This is a genomic window from Kitasatospora sp. NPDC015120 (assembly GCF_043080305.1).
Lineage (GTDB): Bacteria > Actinomycetota > Actinomycetes > Streptomycetales > Streptomycetaceae > Kitasatospora.
In genome coordinates, this window is sequence record NZ_JBIBVJ010000003.1 from 170,248 (window position 1) to 196,947 (window position 26,700).

Annotated in this window: 19 protein-coding genes; 12 read left to right on the forward strand and 7 right to left on the reverse strand. The window is 75.2% G+C overall.

Translation table 11 applies throughout. The features are described from left to right. The first annotated feature begins 158 nt into the window (after positions 1 to 158). Complete coding sequence (locus ACF1AK_RS09525; protein WP_391498179.1) at positions 159 to 7,547, forward strand: RHS repeat-associated core domain-containing protein; 7,389 nt, start codon at positions 159 to 161, stop codon at positions 7,545 to 7,547. Positions 7,548 to 7,555: 8 nt separating this feature from the next. After that, entirely contained in the window at positions 7,556 to 8,005 is a 450-nt protein-coding gene (locus ACF1AK_RS09530) for a hypothetical protein (RefSeq protein ID WP_391498180.1), read from the forward strand. Between the two features lie 91 nt (positions 8,006 to 8,096). Here the strand turns inward: ACF1AK_RS09530 and ACF1AK_RS09535 are convergent, their stop codons facing one another. Both ACF1AK_RS09535 and ACF1AK_RS09540 read right to left on the reverse strand, forming a co-directional pair. Next, a complete protein-coding gene (locus ACF1AK_RS09535; protein ID WP_391498181.1) occupies positions 8,097 to 9,392 on the reverse strand; it encodes a nucleotidyl transferase AbiEii/AbiGii toxin family protein in 1,296 nt (431 codons plus the stop codon). Further along, on the reverse strand, positions 9,389 to 10,120 hold the full coding sequence (locus ACF1AK_RS09540) for a hypothetical protein (RefSeq protein WP_391498182.1): 732 nt from the start codon (positions 10,118 to 10,120) through the stop codon (positions 9,389 to 9,391). Before ACF1AK_RS09540 ends, ACF1AK_RS09535 begins: the two co-directional genes overlap by 4 nt. 43 nt (positions 10,121 to 10,163) lie before the next feature. Here ACF1AK_RS09540 and ACF1AK_RS09545 point away from each other — a divergent pair, with 43 nt between their 5' ends. Then, positions 10,164 to 10,484 (forward strand): hypothetical protein, encoded by a 321-nt coding sequence (locus ACF1AK_RS09545; protein WP_391498183.1) that lies wholly within the window; start codon positions 10,164 to 10,166, stop codon positions 10,482 to 10,484. A gap of 84 nt (positions 10,485 to 10,568) precedes the next feature. Here the strand turns inward: ACF1AK_RS09545 and ACF1AK_RS09550 are convergent, their stop codons facing one another. Continuing rightward, entirely contained in the window at positions 10,569 to 11,180 is a 612-nt protein-coding gene (locus tag ACF1AK_RS09550; RefSeq protein ID WP_391498184.1) for a TIGR03086 family metal-binding protein, read from the reverse strand. Between the two features lie 183 nt (positions 11,181 to 11,363). Here ACF1AK_RS09550 and ACF1AK_RS09555 point away from each other — a divergent pair, with 183 nt between their 5' ends. The 8 genes from ACF1AK_RS09555 (at position 11,364) to ACF1AK_RS09590 (ending at position 23,496) form a co-directional block, all read left to right on the forward strand. Then, positions 11,364 to 12,644, forward strand: a complete 1,281-nt coding sequence (locus ACF1AK_RS09555) for a pyroglutamyl peptidase (RefSeq protein WP_391498185.1) — start codon at positions 11,364 to 11,366, stop codon at positions 12,642 to 12,644. 222 nt (positions 12,645 to 12,866) lie between these two features. Next, entirely contained in the window at positions 12,867 to 13,079 is a 213-nt protein-coding gene (locus ACF1AK_RS09560) for a DUF5988 family protein (protein WP_380295928.1), read from the forward strand. 257 nt (positions 13,080 to 13,336) lie between these two features. Continuing rightward, entirely contained in the window at positions 13,337 to 14,755 is a 1,419-nt protein-coding gene (locus ACF1AK_RS09565; RefSeq protein WP_391498186.1) for an amino acid permease, read from the forward strand. Positions 14,756 to 14,892: 137 nt separating this feature from the next. Beyond that, positions 14,893 to 17,589 carry a hypothetical protein gene (locus tag ACF1AK_RS09570; protein WP_391498187.1) on the forward strand — a complete coding sequence of 899 codons (2,697 nt, stop codon included), beginning with the start codon at positions 14,893 to 14,895 and terminating at the stop codon, positions 17,587 to 17,589. Positions 17,590 to 18,636: 1,047 nt separating this feature from the next. Next, positions 18,637 to 19,410 carry an ABC transporter ATP-binding protein gene (locus ACF1AK_RS09575; protein WP_391498609.1) on the forward strand — a complete coding sequence of 258 codons (774 nt, stop codon included), beginning with the start codon at positions 18,637 to 18,639 and terminating at the stop codon, positions 19,408 to 19,410. Then, positions 19,395 to 21,386, forward strand: a complete 1,992-nt coding sequence (locus ACF1AK_RS09580; protein WP_391498188.1) for a hypothetical protein — start codon at positions 19,395 to 19,397, stop codon at positions 21,384 to 21,386. The genes ACF1AK_RS09575 and ACF1AK_RS09580 overlap by 16 nt, the downstream gene beginning before the upstream one ends. Continuing rightward, a complete protein-coding gene (locus ACF1AK_RS09585) occupies positions 21,383 to 22,876 on the forward strand; it encodes a sensor histidine kinase (protein WP_391498189.1) in 1,494 nt (497 codons plus the stop codon). The genes ACF1AK_RS09580 and ACF1AK_RS09585 overlap by 4 nt, the downstream gene beginning before the upstream one ends. Next, on the forward strand, positions 22,840 to 23,496 hold the full coding sequence (locus tag ACF1AK_RS09590) for a LuxR C-terminal-related transcriptional regulator (RefSeq protein WP_391498190.1): 657 nt from the start codon (positions 22,840 to 22,842) through the stop codon (positions 23,494 to 23,496). The genes ACF1AK_RS09585 and ACF1AK_RS09590 overlap by 37 nt, the downstream gene beginning before the upstream one ends. Here the strand turns inward: ACF1AK_RS09590 and ACF1AK_RS09595 are convergent. Genes ACF1AK_RS09595 through ACF1AK_RS09605 form a run of 3 tightly spaced genes read right to left on the reverse strand, consistent with a single transcriptional unit; the run spans position 23,469 to position 25,268 of the window. Further along, a complete protein-coding gene (locus tag ACF1AK_RS09595; protein WP_391498191.1) occupies positions 23,469 to 24,152 on the reverse strand; it encodes a rhomboid-like protein in 684 nt (227 codons plus the stop codon). The genes ACF1AK_RS09590 and ACF1AK_RS09595 overlap by 28 nt on opposite strands. A gap of 8 nt (positions 24,153 to 24,160) precedes the next feature. After that, positions 24,161 to 24,535: a hypothetical protein gene (locus ACF1AK_RS09600; RefSeq protein WP_391498192.1), complete on the reverse strand. Its 375-nt coding sequence runs from the start codon at positions 24,533 to 24,535 to the stop codon at positions 24,161 to 24,163. Between the two features lie 31 nt (positions 24,536 to 24,566). Continuing rightward, on the reverse strand, positions 24,567 to 25,268 hold the full coding sequence (locus ACF1AK_RS09605; protein ID WP_391498193.1) for a DUF4291 domain-containing protein: 702 nt from the start codon (positions 25,266 to 25,268) through the stop codon (positions 24,567 to 24,569). A gap of 179 nt (positions 25,269 to 25,447) precedes the next feature. Here ACF1AK_RS09605 and ACF1AK_RS09610 point away from each other — a divergent pair, with 179 nt between their 5' ends. Beyond that, entirely contained in the window at positions 25,448 to 25,978 is a 531-nt protein-coding gene (locus tag ACF1AK_RS09610; protein WP_391498194.1) for a universal stress protein, read from the forward strand. 35 nt (positions 25,979 to 26,013) lie between these two features. On the opposite strand, the gene ACF1AK_RS09615 is transcribed toward ACF1AK_RS09610, so the two are convergent. Further along, positions 26,014 to 26,634 carry an L-threonylcarbamoyladenylate synthase gene (locus tag ACF1AK_RS09615; RefSeq protein ID WP_391498195.1) on the reverse strand — a complete coding sequence of 207 codons (621 nt, stop codon included), beginning with the start codon at positions 26,632 to 26,634 and terminating at the stop codon, positions 26,014 to 26,016. Positions 26,635 to 26,700: the final 66 nt, after the last annotated feature.

Consider the following 26,700-nt stretch of genomic DNA (forward strand, 5'->3'; position numbering starts at 1 on the left):
CACGTGCCTCGGTAACAAAGGTGTAAACCAATTCCGGTTCGTCCGATTCGTGGTGGCGGGGCACTGCTGATGATCACTAACGTCCGTGCCCGATCTATGCGCGGACGACGCGTCGGACCTCAGATGACGCGTCATGCCGTCCTACGGAGGGGACTGACGTGGAGCTTCGGCATGCCCTGGGGCGGGCCGGGAGGACGGGCAGGCGCTGGTCGCCGGGCCTGGCCGCCCTGCTTGCCCTGACCTTGACAGGAGTGGTGGTGCCGCCGGGAGTGGCCTGGGCGGCGGCACCCGCGTCGGAGGACCTGATCTGGTCCCCGGCGCAGACACCGCTCGGCGCTGACACACCGTCGGTCGCGGGCCGCGACCACCGGCCGGACGCCGAGGCCGCCGCGTCGGCGGCGTCGCGTCCGCAGACCTGGACGCCGGTCGTCGCCGCGCCCGTGGTGCCCGGCAAGGCCACCGTCCGGCTGGGCGCCGACGGGGCGGAGGCCCTGGCCGCCCGGTCCGCGACCGGCGGGGTCTCCCCGGCCTCGGGCGGCGCCGGGCCGAGCCGGGCCGGCACCCTGCCGGTGCTGCTCGCGCCCGTCGATGACGGCGCGGCCTCGGCATCGGCACCGGCCTCGGCTTCGGGCCGTCGGGCCGCACCGCAGGCGACCGCGGTGTCCGTCGAGGTGACCGACACCGCCAAGGGCAGGGCCGCCGGGGCCGGCAGCGCGCTGGTGGCGCTGACGGACGCGGACGCCACGCCCTCCGCCGAGGGCCGGCGTACGCACGTCTCGCTGGACCTGAAGGGCCTTCAGGCGGCGGGCTGGGCGGACCGGGCACGGCTGGTCGCGCTGCCCGCCTGTGCGCTGACCACCCCGGAGCGGGAGGAGTGCCGGACCAGGACCCCGGTGGAGTCCACCGTCGACGCGAGCGGCAAGCTCTCCGCCGACGTGGTCCTGCCGTCCGCCGGTGCCACGGCGTCGGCGAAGACCGCCGCCCCGGCGGCGGCCCCGATGGTGCTGTCCGCCGAGCCGACCGCGTCGGGAGCCGGCGGCAGCTACGAGGCGACGGCGCTGGCCCCGTCGATGGAGTGGAGCGCCGGCTCGAACGTCGGCAGCTTCACCTACAACTACACCATCCAGGTCCCGCCGACCCTGGGGGGCCTGGCGCCGTCCGTGGTGCTCGGCTACAACTCTTCGTCCGTCGACGGCCTGACCTCGGCGACCAACTCCCAGTCCTCGTGGATCGGTGACGGCTGGTCGTACGAGCCCGGCTTCATCGAGCGCTCCTACCGCACCTGCGACAAGGGCGGCGACAAGGGCATCAAGGGTTCGGGCGACCGCTGCTGGGGCGGGCAGAACGCCACGCTCTCGCTGGCGGGCCGCTCCGGCACCCTGGTCCGCGACGACGACACCGGCGTCTGGCACCTGCAGAGCGACGACGGTTCCAAGGTCGAGCAGTTGACCGGCGCCCCGCGCGCGGCCGGCGAGCGCGAGTACAAGGACACCGAGTACTGGCGGATCACCACCCCGGACGGCACCGAGTACTACTTCGGCAGCAACCACCTGCCCGGGGGCGACGCCACCGACCCGGCCGCCCGGTCCGTGCTGACCAGCCCGGTCTACTCGCCCAACCCGGGCGACCCCTGCTACAGCGCGTCCACCGGCAAGGGCTCCTGGTGCCAGATGGCCTACCGCTGGCAGCTCGACTACGTCGTCGACGCGCACAAGAACCTGATCGGCTACCGCTACGCGCCGGAGACCAACCACTACAGCCGTGGTGGCGGGCAGAACAACGGCAACGGCACCCTCACCTCCTACGAGCGGGCCACCACGCTGACGCAGATCGCGTACAACCAGCGTTACGACGAGCAGAAGGCCGCCAAGGGCACCCTCACCCCGGGCGCGCTGGTGACGTTCGACGCCACCGCCGAGCGCTGCAACCCCGGCGGGGCGATCACCTGCGCCGAGAGCCAGCGCACCACCGCCAACGCGGACTTCTGGCCGGATGTGCCGGTCGACCAGCTCTGCGCATCCTCGGGCACCTGCACCAACTACGCGCCGGCCTTCTTCTCCACCAAGCGGCTCACCTCGATCACCACCCAGGTGGCGACCGGCTCCGGCCCCGTCACGGTGGACAGCTGGGCGCTCGGACAGTCCCTGGTGGACCCGGGTGACGGCACCAAGCGCACGCTCTGGCTGGACTCCATCACCCGGACCGGCAGCAACGGCCGTTCCGCGACGCCGCTGCCCGCTGTCACGTTCGCCCACAAGATGATCCCGAACCGGGTGGACGGTCTGGTGCCGGCCTCGCCGATGTTCATGCGCCCGCGCATCAAGGAGATCACCACCGAGACCGGCGGCCGGATCAACGTCGTCTACACCGACCCCGAGTGCTCGCGGGTCAACAACCACATGCCGGCCTCGGCCGACAGCAACACCATGGCCTGCATGCCGGTCAACTGGTACCCGCCGGGCCGGACCCCGCAGCCGGGCCAGACCGAGGTGTTCCCGGTCAACGACTGGTTCAACAAGCCGATGGTGCGCACGGTGACCGAGCAGGACCTGGTCGCCGGCCCCTCGGTCACCCGGACCACCGAGTACACCTACCACGGCACCGCCGCCTGGCACCGGGACGACGCCGAGTTCACCGACCCCAAGTCCCGCACCTGGGACTACTTCCGCGGGTACGAGGCGGTCACCACCACGACCGGCAGCGCCTTCCCGGGGGAGGCCCCGAAGACCCAGCAGAAGAGCACCTATCTGCGGGGCATGGACGGCGACCACAAGGCCGACGGCACCACGCGCAGCGTGGACGTCGCCAGCCCGCTCGGCGGCACCGTCAAGGACAGCGACTGGCTGGCCGGAACGGTGCTCGCGGCGGAGGTCTTCGACCAGGCGGGCGGCACGGTGAAGGCCGTCTCCGGCAGTGTGCGCTCCGGCCAGACCGCGACCGCGACCCAGAGCCAGAGCGCCGGCGCACCGAAGATCTACGCCCGGTACCCGGACTCCCAGGTCACCGACATCAGCAAGGACAAGCTGGCGGACGGCAGCTGGCGCACCACCACGACGGTCACCACCACCGACCCCGCGCACGGCAACCGGGTGCTGCACACCGCCGACAAGGGCGACGGCACCGCCGCCACCCCGGAGCTGTGCACCACGCTGACCTACGCGGTCTCCGACAACCCGCTGCTGATGATCCTGCCCGCCGAACGGATCACCGTGCAGGGCCCCTGCGGCACCACGGCGACCGCGGCGAACACCGTCGGCGGCAGCCGGACGCTGTACGACGGGCGGCCGTTCAAGCAGGCCGGCACCACCGGTGACGCCTCCGGCGTCCAGGTGCTCGACCACTACGACGCGGCCGGCAACCCGGTCTACACCCACGGCGGCAGTACCACCTACGACGCCTACGGCCGCACCGTCACCACCGCCACGCCGGACGGGTCGGTGTACGACGCCGCCGGTGCGCAGCTGAGCGGCGCCACGCTCACCCCGGCCGTCACCACCACCACCCGCAGCCCGGCCACCGGACTGTTCCCGACCACCGTCACCACCACCGGCCCGCTCGGCGCCGGCTGGACGGCAGTCGTCAACCAGGAGCCCGGCCGCGGCCAGGCGCTCAGCGAGACCGACACCAACCAGCGGACCACCACCCAGCAGTACGACGGCCTCGGCCGCCGCACCGCCGTGTGGGTCCCCGGGCGCGGCCTCGACCAGCTGCCCAACCAGCGGTTCGGCTACGCCGTCAACGGCACCGCCGGCCCCTCGGTGATCACCAGCGAGTGGCTGCAGCGCTCCGGCAACACCTACTCGGGCAAGCGCGAGCTGTTCGACGGCCTCGGCCGCGTCCGGCAGGTCCAGCGGACCAGTGACGCCCGGGCCACCGGCCGGCTGATCACCGACACCGTCTACGACTCGCACGGCTGGGTGATCAAGACCTCGGAGCCCTACTACGAGGCGACCACCGCGCCCAGCACCGCGCTCTACCTGCCGCAGGACTCGCAGGTGCCGTCGCAGACCTGGACGTCGTACGACGGCCTCGGCCGCCCGGTGCGGGCCGAGTTCCGCTCCAACGCCAACCTGCAGTGGGCCACCACCACCGCCTACCCCGGTGCCGACCGGGTGGACGTGACCCCGCCGTCCGGCGCCTCGCCGACCACGACGATCACCGACGCCCGCGGCCGCACCACGGCGTCCTGGCAGTACCGCACCGCGACGCCGACCGGCAACCCGGCCGACGCCGACATCAGCACCTACACCTACACCGCGCTCGACCAGCCGGCCACCCACACCGACCCCTCCGGGAACACCTGGACCTACGGCTACGACCTGCTGGGCCGGCAGACCTCGCTCACCGACCCGGACGCCGGGACCTCCCGGACGTACTACGACGCCAACTCCCGGGTCGACCACACCGTCGACGCCAAGGGCAACACGCTCTCGTACACGTACGACCTGATCGGCCGCAAGACCGGCCAGTACAACGGCGGCGTCGCCGACGCGAACCTGCTCGCCTCCTGGACGTTCGACACGCTCGCCAAGGGCCGGCTGACCTCGTCCACCCGCTACGTCGGCGGGAAGGCCGGCGCGAAGTACGTCAACGCCGTCACCGGCTACGACACCGGCTACCGGCCGACCGGCACCGCGGTGACCATCCCCTCCGCCGAGGGGGCCCTGGCCGGCACCTACAGCACGTCGATCACCTACGAGCCCGTCCTCGGGCTGGTGGACACCATGACGCTGCCGGCCGCCGGCGGACTCCCGTCGGAGACCATCGGCTACACCTACAACGACACCGGGCTGCTGGTCTCCAGCAAGAGCCTCAAGAAGTCCGTGGTGGCCGAGGTCATCTACGACGCCGCCGCCCGGCCCGTGCGCACCACCGTCGGTCCGTACGGCACCCAGGTGGTCTCCACCCAGCAGTACGACTGGGCGAGCGGGCGGGTCGTCAACGCCTTCGTCGACCGGCAGAACGGCACGGTCTCGGCCGACCAGACCAGCTACACCTACACCCAGTCCGGCCGGATCACCTCGGTGACCAACCTCCAGGAGGCCCGCGACCGCGACCTCCAGTGCTTCACCTACGACGGCATCGGCCGGCTGACCAACGCCTGGACCGACACCGGCGGCACCCACACCACCGCCGACTGGACGGACTCCTCCGGCGTCAAGCACGGGACCGGCAGCTCCACCGCCGTCCCCGGCACGGGCGGCTGTGACAACGCCACCGGCCCGGCGGCCGTCAGCCCCGGCGGGCGCACCGTCGGCGGCCCGGCGCCGTACTGGAACACCTACAGCTACGACGCCGCGGGCAACCGCACCGGCCTGGTCCAGCACGACATCACCGGCAACAGCCTCAACGACACCACCACGACCTCGGTGTTCGGTGCCGCCGGAACCCGCAACACCCCGACCACCGCCGCCAACACCGGCGGCGGCACCGGTGGTCCGCACGCGCTGCTGAGCTCGGTCACCAACGGCCCGGCCGGCAGCAGGACCACCCGCTACCAGTACGACGCGGTCGGCAACACCACCGCGATCACCGACACTTCCGGCACCACCAGCCTGGCCTGGAACGCCGAGGGCAAGCCGACCACGGTCAGCAGGACCAGTACGGCCGGTGACACCACCTACGTCTACGACGCGGACGGCAACCAGCTGGTCCGGCACAGCCCGGGGAAGACCACGCTCGTGGTCGGCACCGACGAACTCACCCTGAACACGGCCACCCAGGGCACCACCAACACCCGCACCCTCGCGGCGGGCGGCGGGCTGACCCTCACCCGCGTCACGGCACCGGTCGGCGGCGGCACCGTCGTCGTCCAGGCCGCCGACCCGCACGGCACCAACGGCCTGCAGATCGGCACCGACGCGGCCATGACCGTCACCCGACGGCCCACCGATCCCTTCGGCAACGCGCGCGGCAGCCAGCCCACGGCGTCCTCCTGGGCGGGCACCAAGGGCTTCGTCGGCGGTCTGAAGGACGAGAACACCGGTCTGACCAGCCTCGGGGCGCGGCAGTACGACCCGGCGACGGGCCGCTTCATCAGCACCGACCCGATCCTCGACCCGGCGAACCCGAGTCAGTGGAACGCCTACGCCTACTCCTACAACGACCCGGTCAACGCCAGCGACCCCAGCGGCCTCTACGGCAGCTGGTGCGCGACCCAGGCCTGTGCCGAGGCGACCCAGAAGGAGGAGGACGAGCGGGCCAAGGCCAAGGCCGCCGCCGAAGCCGCCGCCGCGGCGGGCAACGGCGGAAGCGGCGGGACCGCCGCGAGCGATGGTGGCGGGGGCGGAGGGTCGTCGCAGACCACGACGGCCACCTCCACCCGCAAGACCTACGTGGCGATCACGATGACCGTCGCCGTGCACGACGACGGTTCCGGTCTCGCGCAGAAGCTCAAGAAGGCCTACGAGTCCGAGATCGGGAAGATCAACCACCCCGAGTACATGACGGTGAAGGACGAGAACCGCGCCATCGCCGCCGCGTGCAAGGCCATCGGCCCGGCCTGCACGGACGAGGTCCAGGACCTCATCGAGTACATCTCGGTCATCAACGGCTACTCCAGCACCGGGTGGGAGGCTCCTGCGGCCCGCTCCGGTCTGCTGATCAACTCCTGTGCGTTCCACAGTTCCTGCGGCAGCGACAACAACGGGATGTTCCTGGCCGGTGAGGAGGGCACGTTCGGCGACAAGAAGAACGCCAACCCCGACCCGGGCTCCTTCGACATCGACTACGGCAACGGCTGGTGGCTGGTGTGCCACAGCTTCGTCGCCGGGACCCCGGTCCTGATGGCGGACGGCACGCTGGTGCCGATCGAGCAGGTCCGGACGGGGGACCAGGTCCTCTCCTCGGATCCGCAGCAGGGGCTGACCAGGCCGGAGACGGTCACCGGCGTCATCGTCACGGACGACGACGAGGAGTTCACCGACCTCTCCGTCGCGGCGACCGCCGCGGACGGCCGGGCCGCCGCCGGGAGCGCGGCCGTCCTCACGACGACCGCCCACCACCCGTTCTGGAACGCCGTCACCCAGCGCTGGGAGGAAGCCCGTGACCTGCGGGCCGGCGAGCTCCTCCAGCAGGCCGACGGGACCTCCGCGACGCTGAGCGCGGTCGACCACCGGGTCGGCACGGAGCGGACCTACGACCTCACGGTGGCGAACCTCCACACGTACTATGTGCTGGCAGGCGCCACGCCGGTGCTGGTCCACAACAACGACGATCCGAAGCCCACCCCGTACAACCCCTGTGGCGGCGGCAGCTCCCCGCAGGGCGGACACACCTCGGGGACGGAGCGGCCCCCGTGGACCGGCGGTACGCCGGACTCGGTGTACACCCGGACGGGCAAGGACGGCACTCCCGTCCAGAACACGATCTACGACAAGAACGGAGCCGCAGTCGGCCACTTCGACTTCAAGGACCACGGGACCGGTGGGCCGCACGGCCATGTGATCGACCCGCCCGGTACGAAGGGCGGCGGCCACGGTGCGGGTGCTCCCCACATCCCGGAGGCCGAACTGCCGAAGGGCTGGAACCTGCGACCGCGGAAGTGAGTGAGAAGGTGACTGGAGTCGAACTCTCCGAGGAGTCCGTTCCCGCATTCCTGGAGAGGTTCCTGGGGTTCGAGGACGGGGTCGTCTCCCGGATCTCCGTCGTCCTCCCGAGGGGGGACGACGCCGGGCGGACGGTCGAGGTGGAGGTCCAGGCCATGGACCGGACGAGTCCGGGAGGGGAGGGGCGCAACGCCCGGCTGTTCGGGTGGAAGCTGGTGAGGATCGCCATGCACGGCATCGATGCGTACCGGTTCGCCGAGACCCGTCAGTACCCGCTGCAGGTCCTCTCCGACGGGCTGAGGATCGGCTTCGCCGACGGGTTCTTCGTGCTCGACCTGGACCCGGGTCCGGACGAGTGGTCGGCGTCGGCGATCCACGACGCGGCGAACAGCTACTCCAAGCAGTACGTGGTGTCGCAGCGCTGCTCGTTCGAGGTGCTGGACGGTCCGTTCATCTAGCCCGAGCGCGCGCAGTGCTCCGTCGACGGAGCGGGAGCCCCGGCCGGAATTCCTTCCGGCCGGGGCTCCCGGCTTCCGGGTGCGGCGCCGGTCAGACGGTGCGGCCGGCGGCCAGCTCGGCGGCGTAGCGGTCGGCGACCGCCGGCAGGTCGTTCAGGTGCCGGTTCGGGTGGCCGTGGTCGCCCAGGAGCTTGCGGGCGGCGGCGAGGTCGCCGTCCAGCAGCTCGCGGACGACCACCAGGGCGTTGGACGGGGGCATGTGGTGCGTGGTGATCCAGCGTTGGACGGCGGCCATGCCCTCGTGGGCCAGGACCTCGCGCAGTTCCCCGATCACCGGGGCGAGCCACTCGGCCCGCAGCGCGTACTCGCCGCGCCCGCCGAAGGTGGTGGAGAGGCCGGCCAGCAGTTCGGCCGGGTAGTCGTCGACCGGTCCGGCGAGGCCGGGGTGGTCCTTGGCGAACTCGTCCCAGTCGACGTCGGCATCGGCGATGTGCCCGGGGAGCACCGGCCACCGGGCGTAGTGCTCCTCGGAGCGGACGAAGACCTCGCGCAGCAGCGCGTAGGAGACCCGGGCGGTGCGGGAGAGCAACACCGCGTCGTAGAGGTCCTTGCCCTGCGGGTGGCTGTCCGAGACCAGCCAGAGGATCTTCCAGGCCAGCGAGAGCGCCGGTGTCGCGGCGAGCAACGGGCCTTCGACGCCCGGCAGTTCGCAGGGCTCCGGCGCGGCGGGCAGGTGCTCGGTGAAGACGAAGTCCAGCTGGACGGTGCCGCCGGGCAGGCCCGGGGCCGTCCAGGGCAGCACCAGCCGGCGTCCGGGGACCCGGCCGTACGTCCAGATGTCGTCGTCGACGGCCCGGTCGGCGTGCAGCCGGACCCTGCCGGGCCGTGCCTCGTCGCCGTGCGCCCCGCCGCAGAGCGCCTCCGCGCCGGCGGCGAGTTCGGTGAGCATCCGGCCGGTGCGCTCGTCCTCCAGCGGCCAGTCCGTCGGCTGCACCACGAAGTCCAGGTCACCGGGCTCCCGGGCCTGTTCGCCGTACCAGGCGCGCAGCAGGATGCTGCCGCGCAGCACGAGGTGCTCCGCCCACGGCGAGGCCGCGACGGCGGACAGGACGGTGTTCAGCGCCTCCCGCCGGGCGGCGAGCCAGCGCCCGGCGAGCCCGGGATCGGTGAAGACGGGTTCGCTCGGCCGCAGGGCCCGGGCGTATCCGGCGAGGGCGGGGTCGAAGACCGGCTGCTGGTGCACCGCCTCGTCGGCGATCGGCAGGATGGAGCGGGGAAGGTCCCGCTCCTCCCGGACGTCCTCCGGCGGGGGCTGCCCCGGCAGCGAGAGGCCCTGCCACGGCCCGTAATCGAGGTCCTCCCACACGAGGGGCCGTTCCTTGCTCATCGGGTCTCTCCTTCTTCGGTGCGGTCGTGCCCGGTCGGCCGTCCCGCGTCGGTCGGCCGTCCCGCGTCGGTCAGCCACCCCGCGTCCAGCGCCTCGTCACTGTCGACGGCGACGAACTCGCGCTCCACGGAGGCGGTCCGGTGGCCGTCGGCGGCGAGGGCGGCGAGCAGGGCCTCCAGGCGGCGGCCGGCGGTGGCCAGGCCGACCCGGCGGCACCGCTGGGTGACGAACCACTCGCGGAGGCCGTCCTCGCGCACCCGGCGCGGGTTGTGCGACAGGTGGGCGCCGTGCCGGACGGCGAGGTCGGCGAGCCCGGGCTCCGGCGCGGGCCCGGGAATCAGCAGTTTGACGTGGTGCTCGAAGTAGCGGGCCGGGCCGTGCGCGGCGGCGTCCGCGTCCGAGGCCGGGACGCCGAGCGCCCACGGCGAGGCCTCGATCTTGGTGCGCAGCACGGTGAACCCGGCCCCGGCCAGTCGCCGCGCCGTGCCGGCGGCGCTCGCGGCGACCTCCTCCAGCGGCCCGGTGGCGCGCAGGGTGAGCATCGGCTGCGAGGGCGCCACGCCCCGGTCCAGCAGGATGTGGGTGAACTTCAGGGCGTGGTCGGCGGCCCAGGCGGCCAGCGCCTCGGCGGCGCCCGGCCGCACGGTGAGGTGCACCTCGAACTCCCCCCGGAGGCCGGGGAGGGCCGGGTCGCTGTCGGAGTGCCGGTCGGAACGGGTGGCGAGCATGACCGCATCGTGCCAGGGACCTCCGACAACCGATACTGGCCGGATGCGAACGTACGCGCCGGCCGCCGTGGCCGTGAATCTGGTGCTGGGGGTGCCGGCCGTGGTGCCGGTCTGGCTGCTGTGGTACTTCGCGGTCAACTGGCCGCTGGCGGCGCTGGGGTGGACGGTGGGGGAGCCGACGGAGAACGACGGCCCGCTGCCGTGGCTGGTGCTCTGCGGCCCGGTGGTGCTGGCGTCCGCGGCGCTGTGGTGGCTGGCGAACGCGGGGCTGCGGCGCCGGTGCGCGAGCGGCTGGGTGTACTGGCCGGTGAGCGCCGGGCTGACGCTGGTGCCCACGGGCGTGCTGATCGCCCGGTCGCTGTAGCGGGGTGGCGCGGCGCCCGGGCGGCGGGCCCCGGGCAGGTGGGCGACCGTCCGGCCGGAAGGGGCCGGCCGGGGTCCGTCCGGCTCAGATCCGGTCGGCGGACCAGGCCGGGTCGCGGCCGGTGAGGGCCAGCAGCAGGTCCTCGGCGTCGGCGCCCGGCGGTGCGTCGCGCGGCGGGTCGAAGCGTCCGGTGCCGGCCAGGTCGCGGTAGCCGCGGAACTCGGCGAGCGCGTACCGGGCGGCGCCGGGCGGCATCCGGCCGCGCTCGCCCAGCGCCCGGGAGAGGTCCCAGCCGTGCACGACCGTCTCGGCCGTCAGCTCCCGGGCGTACCCGCCGACGTCCCGCAGGCCGTACGGCAGGCGGACCAGGAAGTCCGGTGCGCCGGGGCGGTCGAGTGCGCGCTGGGCGCTGCGCACGGCCATGTCCCACATTCCCAGCGGGTTGCGGCCGAGCACGTCGCCCTCGAAGCGGTGGCCGATCTGCTCCGGGGTGTAACCGGCGACCGCCTGGCACACCCACAGGTGCTGGGCCGCCAGATGGTTCACCAAGGCGCGCACGTCCCAGTCGCGGCACGGGGTGGGCGCTGTCCAGAGGTCCTCGGACACCGAGCGCAGCAGCCGGGCCGTTTCGGCTCCGGCGGCCGCGTAGCGTGCGCGGACCTCAGCGTGGAATCCGGGTGGGTGAGGACATTCCATCGCCGGGCCTCCGTCTCCTGCCCTGCTCACTCCCAGTAAACCGCTACGGGGCGTGACTCGCCAGGGGGGACGGACCGTGTGGTGCTGCGGATCTTCGGGGGCGGGCGCCTGCCTTGGTCACCGTCAGTCGCGAACGTTCGGCGCTCTGGTGAAGCACCGGCGGGCAACTGTAGTGTCCACGCCATGACGACCGCCCGGCGCCGGGTCGCCCTCGCCGCGACCCTCATCGGCGCCCTCGCCGCCACCATCCTCCCCGCCACCGCCGCCGGCGCAGCCGACGCCGCGGCGGGCCGCCCGTCCTGCCGGACCGTCGGCTCCGCGCCGCTCGACCGGGAGCAGGCGCGCACCGCCGACCCGCGGACCGCCGCGCTGACCGAACGCGGCGGACTCGGCGACTTCGTCCGCCGCTTCCCCGCCGCGCTGTGCGCCGCACGCAGCGCCGCCGGGGCCGGCCGGATCGTCGAGTCCTGGGGCGAGGCACTCTGGCGGGCCGGCGTCGACCGCGCCCAGGGCCGCCGCCCCGGCGGCGACCTGCCGGCCGGCGACGACCGCCCGCTGTACTGGACCAGGGTCGCCCTGACCGTCCAACTCGCCCGCTGGCAACCGGGCTTCACCATTGATGCGGCGGCCCTGCGGCAGCGCTTCGAGGACGCCTCGCGCGGGCTGTCCGACAGCGCCTTCGATGCCCGCCGCGGGGTGCGCCGGATCTTCGTCAGCGGCTTCGACCCCTTCGGCCTGGACGCCGAGCTGCGCCGCGCCAACCCCTCGGGCTCGGCGGTCCTGCAGCTCGACGGACGGCGGATCACCCTCGCCGACGGCACCCCCGCCGAGATCCAGGCGGTGGTGTTCCCGGTCCGCTACGGCGACTTCGACCGCGGCCTGGTCGAACGCGCCTTCGGCCCGCGGCTCGCCCCCGGCCACCGCTCCGCCGACCTCATCACCACCATCAGCCAGGGCTACCCCGGCCTGTTCACCCTGGAGGCCTGGGCCGGCCGCGCCCGCTCCGCCGACCCCTACCCCGACAACGCCGGCGCGCTCTCCGGCGGCACCCGCGAGCACCCCGTCACCGCCCCCGGGCTCGGCCCCGGTGCGGAGTTCATCGCCACCAGTCTGCCCACCGGGCCGATGACGGCCGTTCAGCAGCCGTTCCCGGTCAAGCTGAACACCACCGTCACCGAGATCCCCGCCGGGGCGAGCGCCCCGGTCGACCGGGCGGACGGCCCGACCCCCGGCTCGCGCGCGGTCGCCGGCGGCGGCGGGGGCTACCTCTCCAACGAGGTCGCCTACCGCACCAACCGGCTGCGCCTGGAACTCGCCCCGCAGCTGCCCGGCGGCCATCTGCACACCCCCGTGCTCACCGGCCTGCCCGAGCAGACCGACCGGCTCACCGGCCCGGTCTTCGAGCAGAACGAGGCCGCGATCGCCGGCGAGGTCCTGGAAGTGCTGCGGCACGCCACGGGCTGACGGCGGCTCCTCCGGTGGATCCCGCCGGCCCCCGTCGCGGTCGTGCGCGACGGGGGCCGGCGTGCCCTTCGCGGCTCCCGGGACCGGGCGGTACGCCGACCGTCCGTGTCCTGAGGCGGTCAGGAAAGGGGTGAGTAGGGGGTTCACCCGCGGCCGGTTGTCTGCATAGGTTCGGGCCCAGGTCAGGTACCGCTGGCGAAGCCACACCTCGGAGGTATCACGATGACGGAGCCGAACGCGAACATCCTGCTCGAAGGCGGCGCGGCCGGATCGGACTTCGCGCGCGTGCGCGAGGTCGGGCCCGGCGAGAGCGTGGTCAAGGTCCTCACCGGCAACCGGTACGAGCACTTCCGGCGCACCGGCAGGACCGCCGTTCACGAGGGCGTCCCGCTGGACGTCTTCGAGTGGAGCGGCAACACCTTCGTCGCCGAGTGACCGCCGCCGGGGGTGCCGGCGCCGGAGTGGCGGCGCCCGGCACCCCCGGCTCCTCCGGCCGCCCGGGCACCGCCCCCGGGCACCCCGCCGAGGGGTGCGGGACGAGTGCCCGTCCGCCCGCCGCGGGACCGGAGGTTTTCCGGTGGGCGGGCCGGTCCGAAGGACAAATCCCGTCGATTTGGTACAAGGTGCCGCCTGCATGACCATGGGCCTCCGCTCCACCGAGCGCGCAGGACCAGGAAAGGCACCACACCCTCATGCAGACCAGCCCGGCCGCGACCCGGCAGGCACCCCCCGAGCCGTCGCGGCCGGCGCAGCCGTCCCCGTCCCCGGCGCCGCCGGCCCCCGCCCCGGCACCACCGGCCCGGTCGGCCGTCCGCCGCTTCGGCCTGCCGACCGCGACCGCCCTGGTGATGGGCAACATCATCGGCGGGGGCATCTTCATGATCCCCGCCGCCGTCGCCCCGTACGGCACGGTCAGCCTGCTCGCCTTCGCCGTGCTCACCGTCGGCGCCATCGCCCTCGCCCTGGTCTTCGGCCGGCTCGCCCGCCGCGACCCGCGCACCGGCGGTCCCTACGTCTACGCCCGCGAGGCCTTCGGCGACTTCGCCGGCTTCCTGGCCGCCTGGTCCTACTGGATCACCACCTGGGTCAGCAACGCCGCCCTCGCCGTCGCCGCCGTCGGCTACCTCACCGTGCTGTGGCCGGCCGTCGGCCGCTCCACGGCGCTCGCCCTCGGCTGCGCGCTGGCCGTCCAGTGGCTGCCCGCGCTCGCCAACCTGGCCGGCACCCGGTACGTCGGGGCCGTCCAGCTCGTCGCCACCGTGCTCAAGTTCATCCCGCTGGTGGTCGTCGCGGTGGCCGGACTCGGCTCCTTCGACCCGGCCAACCTCGGCCCCTTCGACGCGACCGGCGACGGCTGGCTCGGCGGGATGACGGCCGCCGCGGCGCTCCTGCTCTTCAGCTACCTCGGCGTGGAGTCCGCCGCGATGAGCGCCGGCCAGGTCCGCGACCCGGAGCGCAACGTCGGCCGGGCCAGCGTGCTCGGCACCGCGGGCGCCGCCGTCGTCTACCTGCTCGGCACGCTCGCCGTCTTCGGCACCGTCGCCCACGAGCGGCTGGTCCACTCCACCGCGCCCTTCTCCGACTCCGTGAACGCCGTCTTCGGCGGCTCCTGGGGCGGCACAGCCGTCGCCGTCGCCGCCCTCGTCTCGATGACCGGCGCGCTCAACGGCTGGACCCTGCTCTCCGCGCAGGCCCCCTACGCCGCCGCCAAGGACGGCCTCTTCCCGGCCGTCTTCGCCACCGAGCGGCGCGGCGTGCCCGTCGTCGGCGTGCTGACCGGCGTCACGCTCGCCTCGCTGCTCACCGTCCTCGACTTCGCCTCCGGGGCGAAGGCCGCCTTCGACACCCTGGTCCTGGTCACCACCTTCACCGCGACCGTCCCCTACCTCCTGTCCAGTGCCGCCCAGCTCCGCTGGCTGCTGGGCGGCGACCGCGACCGGGTCGTCCCCGTCCGGCTCGCCCGGGACCTCACCGTGGCCCTCGGTGCCTTCGTCTTCTCCGTCTGGCTGGTCGCCGGCGCCGGCTACGCGGCCGTCTACCAGGGCGTCCTCTTCCTCGTCGCCGGTCTCCTCGTCCACACCGTCCTGGTCGCCCGCCGCCGCCGGGCCTGAGCAGATCGGCACTCCGCGGGGCCCGCACCGCCCGCTGCGGGCCCCGCGGAGTGCCCGGCGCGCCGTCGGCGGACCGGTTGTCAGTGCCGTCCGCTAGGTTCGCGATCATCAACCGGACCGGGCGGGGGAGGGGCGTCATGGGCGGAACGATCGGCTGGGACGAGGTGCGGGCGCTCATCGCCGCGCGGGTGCCGCAGGGGGTGGCCGACCGCCTCTCACCGGTGCCCGCCGACGAGCTGGGCCCGCTGCGCGCCCCGCTGCGCAAGCTCCGCGCCGAGCTGCTGCGCGAGCTCTCCTCGGGCGACATGCGGCGCTACGCCGCCGCCTACGACCAGCTCGCCGCGCTGCAGTTCGCCGGGCTGTACGCCGCCGCCACCCCGGCGGAGGCCCTGGACTGGCTCACCGCGCGCCGCCTGCTCTCCCTCACCTGGCCGCTGCCCGGCGGCGGTTCCACCAACGCCGATGCCCGCGTCCTGCTGACGGCCCTGCTCGTGCCGCACCGCGACGCGGCGTTCCAGCGCGAACTCGCGATCCGGCTCGCCGAGTGGCTGCCGGCCCGCGGCGACCACGTCCGCTGGCTGATCACCCACGGCCTCGCCGTCTGGTCGGACACCGAGGTCCCGGCCACCGACGGCTACGTGACCGGCTGGCTGCGCGAGGGATCGTCGATGCACTACCACCACCGCGAGATCGGCGAGTGGTTCGCCGACCAGGGCCTGCGGGCGCCGGTGCCGCACCACGACACGCTGCTCTCCTGGCTGCGCGTCCAGCCCCGGCTCGCGGTGTTCGTCCGCCGGCTGTTCGAGGTCCCGGACGTCGGCTCCGGGTTCACCGACCCGTACGCGGCCCGTTCCGGGCCGGAGAACGAGTGGCCCAAGGCGCTCGTCGCCCTGGCGGGGGAGGGCCTGCTCGACCGCGCCGAACTGCTCGGCCTCTGCCTCGGCCGGCTGCTGCGCGGCGACCGGCCCGGCAACCTGCGGGGCTTCCTCCGGCTCTACGCGGAGCTGGCCCCCGACCCGCAGGAGGTCGCCGCCCGGGCCGGCGACCACGTCCGGCTGGCCGCCGACGGCGCGCCGACCGTCGCGAAGGCCGCCCAGGCGGCGCTGCGGTCGGCGGACACCCTGCTCTCCGGCGAGCTGTTCACCGAACTCACGGCCGCCGTCCTGGCCCGCCCCGAGAAGGCCCTCGCCACCGTCCAGCTGGGCTGGGCCGACACGGTGCTGCAACGTGATCCGACCCTGGCCGACGACCTGCTGCCCGCGCTCGCGGTGGCGTTCGGGCACCCGGCCCCCGCGGTCCAGGAACGCGCCCTGCGACTGGTCGCCCGCCATCTGCCCGGGGCCGCCGACCCGATGACCTCCGTGACGGTGCGCGTCGCCGCCACCGCGCTCGGCCCCGCCCTGAGGGCGCGGGCGGCCGAGCTGCTGGCCGCCCCGGCCGTGACCGCCGGGCCCGCGCCGTCCCTGCGTGCCGTGGGGCCGGCCGCCCTGCCGCCCGCGCCCGCCGGGCCGTTCGAGCTCGCCGAACGGTCGGCCGCCGTGCTGGCCGGCCGGGTGCCCGAACCCGGGGAGTTCGAGGTGGTCCTGGCCGCCCTGGTCGCCGAGCACCACCGCGACCCGGCCGCCCTCCGCACCGCGCTCGCCCCGCTCGCCGCGAGCCGCGGTGACCGCCGGATCCTGTTCGACGGCATCGGCACCGTCGGGGGCTCGCTGGGCTGCCTGCTCGACGCCCTGGCCGGCCGTGAGCACCGGTCCGCCGCCTTCACGGCCGAACTGCTCGCCCTGCGGGACCCGTTGCGCACTCCCGCCATGATCCCCGCGCTGCGGGTCTTCGAGGCGGCCTGCGGAGTCGCCGACGCGCCGGTGCCGGTGCTGCTCGCCACCCCCACCGCCGCCGACGGCAGCCTCGACCCGGCCGTGCTCACCGAACGGCTCGCGGCCCACCGGGCGGCCGGTGCCCGCCCCTGGCCCGCCGATCTGGCCCAGGCGCTGCTCCGGACACCGCCGCACGCGCGGCCGGCCGTCCGCGCGGCGGCGGCCGGGCTCGGCTGCGACCTGCCGCCCGACGTCCCGCTGCCCGAGCCCGCAGGGCTCCACGTCCACGCGTCGGACGGTTCGCCCGGCAGGTCCTCGCGCATCGCCCCGAAGGCCCCCGTCCCGGTCGTCTCCGAGGGCATCACCGGGCTGCTCCACACGCTGCCCGACCCCACCAGGATCGGCTGGGGGGCGGGTCTGTTCCGGTCGTCGGCCGGCCAGCTCGGCCAGCTGCCCTGGACGGCGCCCTGGCATCCGGACACCGTCGCCGCGCACGGCCTCCCCGAACTGGCGGTCCAGGCGCGCGACACGGGCCCCGGCGACCCCAACCCCCTGCTGCCCCGGCTCGCGGACCTCCCGGGCGAACCCGGGCCGGTGAGCCACCTCCTGCTCGCCTACGGCATGACCGCCGCCCGCGCCGAACACCGCACCGCCGCCCTGGACGCCCTGCTGACGCTGACCGCACGGGGCCGACTCCGGCCGGAGACGCTCGGCGAGCGGCTCGCGGCGCTGTGGCGGCTGTCGGTCGCCAAGCCGAACCGGATCCTGTCCGTCCTCGCCGACGCCGCCCGCAGCGGCGCGGGCCGCGCGGTGTTCTCCGTGCTCACCGCGATGCTCACCGACCTCGCCCCCGACCCCGCCCGCCGAGGCCTGGCGGACGTCCTCACCCTCGCCGCCGACTGCGCGGCCGCCGAGCACATCCGCACCCCGCTCCCCGCCCTCGTCCCCCTCAGCGCCCCGGCGGCCCCCCGCCGCGTCCGTACGGAGGCGGCCCGCCTGACTGCGGTCCTGGCCTCCTGAACCCGTCGGCGCCGACCGCCGGGCCGGGACCGGCGGTGAGGCCGGTTCCACGCTGCGCCGACGGCGCCCGCAGCGGTGCGGGCGGCGCGGTGTGTTCCGTGCTCATCGCGATGCTCGCCGGACTCGCCCCCCGTCCCCGTCCGCTGGCGCCTCTCCGCTCGGCCGGGGCCCGGTGGCAAGGCCGGTTCCACGCTGCGCCGACGGCGCCCGCAGCGGTGCGGGCCGCGCGGTGTCTCCGTGCTCGCTCCGGACGCCGCCTGGCAAGGGCTGGCGGATGTCCGCACCCCGTGCGGCTGCCGGGCGCATCCGCACCCGCCCTCCGCCGCGTTCGTACGGAGGCGGCCTTCCTGGCTGCGGTCCTGGCCCTCTGAACCCGTCTGGCCTCCCCGCTCGGCCGGGACCGGTGGCGGGGTGAGGAGTGGGCCGGTCGCCTTGGGGCGGAGGCGGCGTGTCCGGGCGGGTTCGGTGCCTCACGGGTCCGCCCGCGCCTGGGCCGTGCCGCCGGTCCGAGGGTGGCCGGGGACGTGCCCGGCTGGTGAATGCCGGTCCGGGGAGTCTTCGGTGGGTCGGATCCGCGCCTGCCGGGTGCGCTGCGGTCTGCCTGTCCGGTGCGGGCGTCGGTCCGGATGCCGTCCAGAGGGGCCGGGCCTGGTGGTGGGGTGGGGAGTGGGCCGGTCGGCATCCGGTGGTGTGCGAGCGGGATCGGCGGTCCGCGTCCGGGGCGGCTCAGCCGGTCCAGGGGGCGGTCTTCGGTGGGTCGGATGTGCCTGCGGGATGCGCCGGGGTTCCCCGCCCGGCCGGGCGTCGGGCCGGTCGGACTGCCTTCGATCGCCTTCGACGGCCGCGCGGTCCGGTGGCGCTCCGGCGTGTCCGGTTCCGGCGGGGAGCGGCGCCTGTGCGGCCGGTGGGGTAGCGGGGTGCAGTGCGGGGGTGGGGCTGGACCCACCGTGAAGTGTGTGGCGGGCTGGATTCCGGCTCGATCGTGTCCGTCCTAGCGTTTGCCGTGGGCCGCCCGGTGGGGGTGGGCCGGTGTGTCGGGGAGGTGTGGTGCGGGTGGAGGGCGAGCGGGTTCCGGCGCTGCGGTTGGCGGGGCTGAGCAAGCGGTTCGGGGGCCGCCGGGCCGTGGACGGGGTGGAGCTGACCGTGCCGGGCGGCTCGTTCTACGGGCTGGTGGGGCCGAACGGCGCGGGCAAGACGACGTCGCTGTCGATGGCGGTCGGGCTGCTCCGGCCGGACGCGGGGCGGGCGGAGGTGTTCGGCATCGACGTCTGGGCCGACCCGCTGCGCGCCAAGGCACTGGTGGGCGTGCTGCCCGACCGCCTGGCGCTGCCGGAGCGGCTGACCGGTCGGGAGCTGCTGCGGTACCTGGGGCGGCTGCGCGGCCTGGACGGGCGGACGGTGGACTCCCGCGCGGAGGAGCTGCTGGACGTGCTGGAGCTGACGAAGGCGGCCGGGACGGCGGTGATCGACTACTCCACCGGGATGCGGAAGAAGATCGGCCTGGCCCTCGCGATGCTGCACGCCCCCTGGCTGCTGGTGCTGGACGAGCCGTTCGAGGCGGTCGACCCGGTCTCGGCGGCGACCGTGCGGACGATCCTGCGGCGGTTCGTCGCGGCCGGCGGCTCGGTGGTGCTCTCCAGCCATGCGATGGCCCTCGTGGAGAGCCTCTGCGACCACGTCGCGGTGATCGCCGGGGGCCGGGTGGCGGCCGCCGGGACGGTGACCGAGGTGCGGGGCGGGCGGGCCCTGGAGGACGTGTTCGTCGAGCTGGTCGGCGCCCGGACCGGGGGAGCGGAGGGGCTGGAGTGGCTGGCGCCCTGACGGCCCCGCCGGCGGCGGGCGGCCGGGTCGCGGTCACCGTGCTCACCGGCATGAAGGTGACGGTGCTGCGGCGGTCGATGTCCGGCCCCCGGGCCGCCGGGCTGGTCTTCGGCGCGCTGTGCGGCGGGGTGTGCGCGGTCGGCACGGCGCTGCTCGGCGCGGCGGACTACGCCACGCCCGAGGCCGGGTTCGGTGTCCTGGCGCTGGGTCAGCTGCTGTGGAGCCTGGGGTGGGCGCTCGGCCCGCTGGTCACCGGCGGCGACGCCACCCTGCGGCCGGCCTGGTTCGCCATGGTGCCGATGCGTCCGCGTGCCCTGGCCCTCGGGCTGCTCGGCGCCGGCTTCGTCGGCGTCACCCCGGTGCTCGCGCTGGTCGCCTTCGCCGGGCTGTTCGTCCTCGGTGCCCGCCACGGCCCGGCGGCGGCGCTGGTCGCGGTGCCCGCCGTGCTGCTCCAGCTGCTCTTCGTGGTGGTGCTGGCGAGGTTCACCCCGCAGGTGCTGGGCGGTGTGCTGCGCTTCCGCCTCGGCCGGGAGCTGTCCGCGCTGCTGGTCGGTCTGGTGATGGCGGGCCTCAACTCCGGCTGGTTCGCGATCGGCTTCCTGGTCCGGCTCGGCAGCGGCGACTGGGCGGGCGGGGCCGCCATCATGGTCCGGGTGCTGCCCTCGGGCTGGGGGGTGGTCGCGGTGGACGCGGCCCGCCGGGGGGACTGGCCGCCGGCCGTCGCCGCGCTGGCCGCGCTGGCGGCCGTCTGTGCGCTGCTCCTGGCGGCCTGGGCGGCGCTGCTCTCCCGGCAGCTCGTGCGCGGCGGCGGACGCCCGGTGCGAGCACCCGCCCGGTCCCGGACCCGGCGCAGGCTGCTTCCCGGCACTCCGGTGGGCGCGGTCCTCGCCAAGGAGCTGGTGCTGTGGCGGCGTGATCCCCGCCGGGCCCGGTTCCTGCGGGCGGCGCTCTGGACGGGGGTGTTCACCGCCCTGCTCCCGCTGCTCGACGGCTTCGACGTGCTGCTGCCGTGGGCGGGCGTGGTGGCCGCGCTGTTCGCGGGCGCGTTCTGCGTCAACCTGTACGGCCTGGACGCCGGCGCGCTCTGGCTGACCCTGGTGGTGCCGGGGGTGGAACGGGCCGACGTCCGGGCCCGGCAGGCCGCCTGGCTGCTGGTCACCGCCCCGGTGGCACTGGCGCTGACGTGCGCCGCCCTCCCGGTGACCCCGGGCGCCGTCCGTCCGTGGGTGTTCGCCGTGCTGCCCGCCGTCCTCGGCGCCGCGGCCGGGCTGATCCCGCTGCTGTCGGTGAGCGCCGCGGCCCCGTCGCCCGACCGTCCCGGCGGCGGCCCGCTGGACGACCTCGCCGACGAGAGCGCCGAACACGTCCACGCCCAGGGCCTGGCGGCGTTCTGGCTGCAACTGCTCGCCGCGCTGCCCGCGGCCGGTGTGGTGCTGGCCGGCACCCTGCTGTCCAGTGCGCCGCTGCGTTGGGCCGGGGTGCCCGCGGGCCTGCTCACCGGCGTGCTCTCCGCGTGGGCGCTGGGCCGGGCCGCCCGGCGCCGGCTGGAGGCGCGTGGCCCGGAGCTGCTGGACGTGCTGCGCAAGGGACTCGTCCGCACCGCGCCCGCGGAACCCGAGGGGGCCGGGGGCGAGGGTCCGTCGGCGCGCGCGACCGCGACCGCGCGCGGCCGCGTGGCGGCGGTCGGCCTGCTGACCACCGGCGGCATCCTGCTGATCGCCCCCCAGGGGCTGGTGGCGCTCGGCCTGGCGCTGTTCGCGCCCGCCGCCCGCAGCTGGTTCCTGGTGCTCTACCTGCCCCGGGCGGTGGGGATACCGCTGGCCGTGGTGTTCGTCGTGCTCGGTGCGTTCTGTCTGCGGACGGCACGCCGGCTGGACCGTCCGGGAGGTCCGTCCCGCCCGCTCCGCCCGGACGGGACGGAGGAACCCCGCGCCGTCCCCGACCACCCGGCCCCGTCGGCGGAGCTGGGATCATGACCGGGCGACGGGCCGTCACCGGGCGCGCCCGTGCCCGCCCCTGCCTGCCCAGGACGACCCACACCGAACGGAGGCCCGGCCCGGTGAACAGCGCGCCGCCCACCGTCCCCGCCGTCCCCACCGCCCCCGCCGTCCCCACCGCCCCCGCTGCCCCTGCCGCTCCGGCCGGCCCCACGGGCCCCGCCGTCCCGGCCGCGCTGCGGAGCCGAGGTGCCGCCCTCGGCCGGCTGCTGGTGCTGACGGCCGTCGTCCCCGCCGAACTGCTGCTGCAGGCGGTCGTCCTGGGCAGCTTCGTGCTCTGGTTCGGCCTCGGGATCTTCTTCCTCTTCCCCGCCACCACCCGGCTCGCCCGCGCCGCCGCCGGTCTCGCCCGGGCCTACGCCGGCCGCTGGTCGGGCGTGCCGGTGCCGCCGCCCTACCTGCCGCGCCCCGGACTCGAACGCACTCTGCACGGCTGGTTCTGGACCGGCCACGACTACCAGAAGAACCGCTGGTTCGCGAGTGCCTCCCGCACCATCCGCTGGCTCTGGAAGGACCCGGCGACCTGGCGCGACGCCCTCTGGGTGCTGCTGAACCCGGTGGTCGGCGGCGCCCTGGCCGCCACCCCGCCGCTGCTGCTCCTCGCCGGGCTCTACACCCTCGCGTGCACCGTCCTGCCGCTGCCGCTTCCCGGCGGTGACCGCGGTCTCCCGGTGGCCCCCGCCCCCGCCCCCGCCCTCGCGCTCGGCCTCGCCCTGGCCGCCGCGGGCCCGGCGCTGGCCCGTCCGGCGCTGCGGCTGCACGGCCGCTGGACGCACGCCCTGCTCGGCCCCACCGAGCGCTCCCGCCTCGCCCACCGGGTCGAGCAGCTGACCGAGACCCGCCTGGACGTCACCGAGGCGCAGGCCGCCGAGCTGCGCCGGATCGAGCGCGACCTGCACGACGGCGCCCAGGCCCGGCTGGTCGCGGTGAGCCTGCGGCTGGGCGCGGTCGCCGCGCTGATCGACAGCGACCCGGAGCGGGCCAGGGCGGTGGTGACGGAAACGCAGGAGAACGTCGCCCAGGCGCTCCAGGAGCTGCGCGACCTGGTGCGCGGCATCCACCCGCCGGTGCTCGCCGAGCGCGGTCTGGCCGAGGGGCTGCGCGCCCTGGCCCTGGACGTGCCGCTGCGCGTCGAGGTGCGGGCCGAGCTGCCCGGCCGGGCCGAGGCCCCGGTCGAGTCGGCGGTCTACTACGCGGTCAGCGAGGCCCTGACCAACGTGGTCAAGCACGCCGGAGCGCGGCACGCCGCCGTGGACCTGCGCCATGCGGACGGACTGCTGCGCGCCGAGGTCACCGACGACGGCCGGGGCGGCGCGGACCCCGGCCGGGGCACCGGCCTGCGGGGCATCCAGCGCAGGCTGGCCGCGTTCGACGGTACGCTCACGCTGATCAGCCCCCCGGGGGGCCCGACCCGGCTGACCATGGAGCTTCCGTGCGCGTTGTCCTCGCCGAGGACCTCTACCTCCTGAGGGACGGCCTGTCCCTCCTCCTCACCGCCCACGGGCACGAGATCGTCGCGGCGGTGGGCAGCGGCCCCGAACTCGCCGCCGCGCTCGCCGAGCACCGGCCGGACGTCGCGGTGGTGGACGTCCGGCTGCCGCCCACCTTCACCGACGAGGGCCTCCAGGCCGCCCTGGCGGCCCGCCGCTCCCGGCCCGGCCTGCCCGTCCTGGTGCTCTCCCAGCATGTCGAGCAGCTGTACGCGCGGGAGCTGATCGCCGACGGCGCGGGAGCGGTCGGCTACCTGCTCAAGGACCGGGTCTCCCACGCCGGGCAGTTCATGGACGCCCTGCGCACCGTCGCCTCCGGCGGCACCGTGATGGACCCGCAGGTGATCACCCGCCTGCTCGCCCGCAACGCCGACGACCGTCCGCTGGCGCTGCTCACCCCGCGCGAGCGCGAGGTGCTGGCGATGATGGCCGAGGGGCGCTCCAACGCCGCGATCGCCCAGCGGCTGCACTTCAGCGAGGGCGCGGTCAGCAAGCACACCTCCGGCATCTTCGCGAAGCTGGGCCTCGGCGCCTCCGACGACGACAACCGCCGGGTGCTGGCCGTCCTCGCCTACCTGGACGGGACGCGCTCGGCCTGACGCGGCGCCGCCGCGGCGGCGCGCCGGGCCACCGGCGGCAGCCCCAGCCGGTGCGCGGCCGCGACGGCGAGCCCCGCGAACAGCGAGACCAGGTGCCCCACGGCGGCGACCTCGCCGTCCACCACCCCGCCGAGCAGGGTGGGCGCCGCCACCGCGAACATCACCAGCCACACCGCGCGCGACCACACCGGGCGGGCCCGGCAGGCCGCCACCGCGAGCGCCGCGACCACCACGTAGGACGGGCCGGTGTCCAGGGCGTGCGCGGCCTCGGGCGGCAGCGCGCCGTGCTCGATCCGCCACCACACCAGGCCCTCGGTCAACGCGGTCGCCGCCACGTGCACGAGCGCCAGCACCGCCACCGCCCGCCGGCCGCCGAGCACCCCGACCACGGCGAAGACGGAGAGGGCGAACACCGGCCAGATCCACACGGTGTCCTGCGGGACGAACGCCGACACCGCTAGCGAGCCGACCGGGTGACCGTCCGGCCAGGGGCGCAGGTTGTCCAGGTCGGTCGAGGTCCACGCGCGCAGCGCCCGCACCCGCTCGGGCGGCAGCAGCCGCAGCACCGGCCACATCGCGGTCAGCGCGCCCACGTACCAGAACGCCGGGTTCCGCAGCAGCAGGAGCAGCCGCCGCGCGTCCGGCCGTGGCAGCACCCCCGGCCCTACCGGCCGCGGCGCCGACGCGCCCCGCCGGCGAGCATCGTCGCCGCGGTGAGCGCCACCGCACCGGCGGCCAGCACCCCGCCCCGGGCGCACCGGGACCGGGACAGCGCCGACCAGCGCGAGTTCGCGGAGAGCAGCGAGCCGACGCTCAGCCACGACCCGGCGGACAGCACGGACAGCGCCGAGCCGGCCGAGCCGATCGACAGGACGCTGCCGGCCGACCCGATCGACAGCACCGAGGCCGCCGAGCCGATCGACAGGACCGACCCGACGGAGCCGATGGACAGGACGGAGTTGCGGGAGGAACACGCCGCCCGGGCGGGCGAGCAGGCCGACGCGGCGGCCGCTGACGAGCGATCACGAAGCTTGGACACCCCATGATCGTAGGCCGCCGCCGCCCGCCGGTCACCCTCCGAGGCGCGCCGACAGGCCCTCCGGAAGCGGGTAGGGCCGCTCGTCCGGCAGCAGCAGCCGGGCGGCCTCCGGCTCGCCGTCGCACAGCCGGCGGTGGATCCGCCGCACCAGCGGAGTGACGTCGGTGACGGACACCGTCCACTCGTCCGCGTACCGCCGCGCCGCCTCGCCCGCCAGGCCGAGCTGCAGCGAGCGGTACGGCAGCGGGCGCAGGTGCAGATCGCGCTCGGGGTCCCACTGCACCCGGGCGGGTGCCCGCTTCAGCTCGCGCTGCCAGCTCGCCCGGTCGGGGTGCAGGCCGCGCTCGTACTGCGCCGGGCAGGCGTGCTCCAGGGCCCACGCGAAGCCGGCCCGGTCGATCTCCACGGCGAGCACGGTCTCCTGCCCCTCCTTGGTGGCCCATCCGCAGCGGTACATCATCCAGAGGAACGAGGGCTTGATCCACGTCATCCGGTCGCGCTTCCACTGTGCCGGGAAGCGCCCGTCGCGGGCCGCCGCCGGCCCGATCTCCGGCGGGTACGCCTGGTAGACGGTCACGGTGGTGGCGGTGTGGAGGGCACGGACCCGGCGCCGCGGCTCGGGCGCGTCGTCCGGCGGGGCGCTGTCCGGCGGGGCGACGGCCGGGGCGGCGCTGTCCGGGGCGGTGCGGTGGAGGGCGGTTCCGTGGAAGGCGGTGCTGTGCGGTGCGGTCACGCCGCCCAGGGTGGACCGGGCCCGGCGGGCATCGCCACCGGTTTCCCGCCCCGCGGACGGGCGCGTTCCTGCGATGCAAGGCCATATACAGTTAAAGCCTTTGATTTGCAGGCTTGACAGCCCTGTGGAACCATAATCCATAAGCATTCAGCGGATCGAACACCAGAAAGTGAAGGACCATGTCGGACGGCGCGCGCGTCATCGTCGGAGTCAGCGGATCGTTGCACAGCCTGACCGCCCTGCACCGGGCGGCGGACGAGGCACGTGACCGGGGCGCCGTCCTGGTGCCGGTGCTCGCCTGGACGCCGGCCGGCGGCGAGTACAACTACCGGCTGCGCCCCTGCCCGCCGCTGCTCCGCGCCTGGCAGGCGATGGCCGACGCGCGCCTGGACCAGGCCCTGGAGGAGGCGTTCGGCGGGCTGCCGGCCGGCGTCCGGGTCGAGCCCCTGGTGGTGCGCGGTGAGGTCGGCCCGGTGCTGACCGCGCTGGCCGACCGCCCGGACGACCTGCTGGTGGTCGGCGCGGGACGGCACGGCACCCTGCGCACCACCCTGCGCCGCCTGTTCCAGGGCGGCTCGGTGAGCCGCTACTGCCTGGCCCGCGCCCGCTGCACCGTCCTCGCCGTCCCGCCGTCCGGTCTCCAGGCCGACCTGCGCGCCCTGCGCCGTGGCATCGACCTGCGCGAACTCGACGGTCTCGTCGCCGCCTGAGCGGCCCGGGCCGCCGGCATCCGGCCGCCCCGCCCTCACTCGAAGCGGCTGACGTCCCCGGCTCCGCGCCGGACGATCTCCGGTCCGCCCCCGGAGAAGTCCACGACCGTCGTCGGCTCCGTACCGCAGTCGCCCGAGTCCACCACCGCGTCCAGGACGTGGTCGAGGCGCTCCTTGATCTCCCACCCCTGGGTCATCGGCTCGTCCTCGCCCGGCAGGATCAGGGTGCTGGAGACCAGCGGCTCGCCGAGTTCGGCGAGCAGCGCCCGGGTGACGGCATGGTCGGGGATCCGGACGCCCACCGTCTTCTTCTTCGGGTGCATCAGCCGGCGGGGGACCTCCTTGGTGGCCGGCAGGATGAACGTGTAGCTGCCCGGGGTGGCCGCCTTGACGGCACGGAAGACGGTGTTGTCGAGCTGGACGAACTGCCCCAGCTGCGCGAAGTCCTCGCACATCAGGGTGAAGTGGTGCCGCTCGTCGAGCCGCCGGATCGACCGGATCCGCTCCAGGCCGTCGCGGTTGTCCAACTGGCAGCCCAGGGCGAAGCAGGAGTCGGTCGGGTACGCGATGAGGGCCCCGGCCCTGAGGCTGGCGGCCACCGTGCCGATGGTGCGCGGCTGCGGGGATTCGGGATGCACGTCGAAGTACTTGGCCATTGGCCGACCCTACGGGATCCCGAGGGCCGCTGCGCCGGCGGCCCGCCGCGCTCCCGCGGCCGCGAT

Coding starts and splice junctions, on each gene's coding strand:
- ACF1AK_RS09535 (WP_391498181.1), bottom strand. CDS start 9,392: ATGAGCAAGGAACGGCCCCTCGTGTGGGAGGACCTCGATTACGGGCCG.
- ACF1AK_RS09540 (WP_391498182.1), bottom strand. CDS start 10,120: ATGCTCGCCACCCGTTCCGACCGGCACTCCGACAGCGACCCGGCCCTC.
- ACF1AK_RS09545 (WP_391498183.1), top strand. CDS start 10,164: ATGCGAACGTACGCGCCGGCCGCCGTGGCCGTGAATCTGGTGCTGGGG.
- ACF1AK_RS09550 (WP_391498184.1), bottom strand. CDS start 11,180: ATGGAATGTCCTCACCCACCCGGATTCCACGCTGAGGTCCGCGCACGC.
- ACF1AK_RS09555 (WP_391498185.1), top strand. CDS start 11,364: ATGACGACCGCCCGGCGCCGGGTCGCCCTCGCCGCGACCCTCATCGGC.
- ACF1AK_RS09560 (WP_380295928.1), top strand. CDS start 12,867: ATGACGGAGCCGAACGCGAACATCCTGCTCGAAGGCGGCGCGGCCGGA.
- ACF1AK_RS09565 (WP_391498186.1), top strand. CDS start 13,337: ATGCAGACCAGCCCGGCCGCGACCCGGCAGGCACCCCCCGAGCCGTCG.
- ACF1AK_RS09570 (WP_391498187.1), top strand. CDS start 14,893: ATGGGCGGAACGATCGGCTGGGACGAGGTGCGGGCGCTCATCGCCGCG.
- ACF1AK_RS09585 (WP_391498189.1), top strand. CDS start 21,383: ATGACCGGGCGACGGGCCGTCACCGGGCGCGCCCGTGCCCGCCCCTGC.
- ACF1AK_RS09610 (WP_391498194.1), top strand. CDS start 25,448: ATGTCGGACGGCGCGCGCGTCATCGTCGGAGTCAGCGGATCGTTGCAC.
- ACF1AK_RS09615 (WP_391498195.1), bottom strand. CDS start 26,634: ATGGCCAAGTACTTCGACGTGCATCCCGAATCCCCGCAGCCGCGCACC.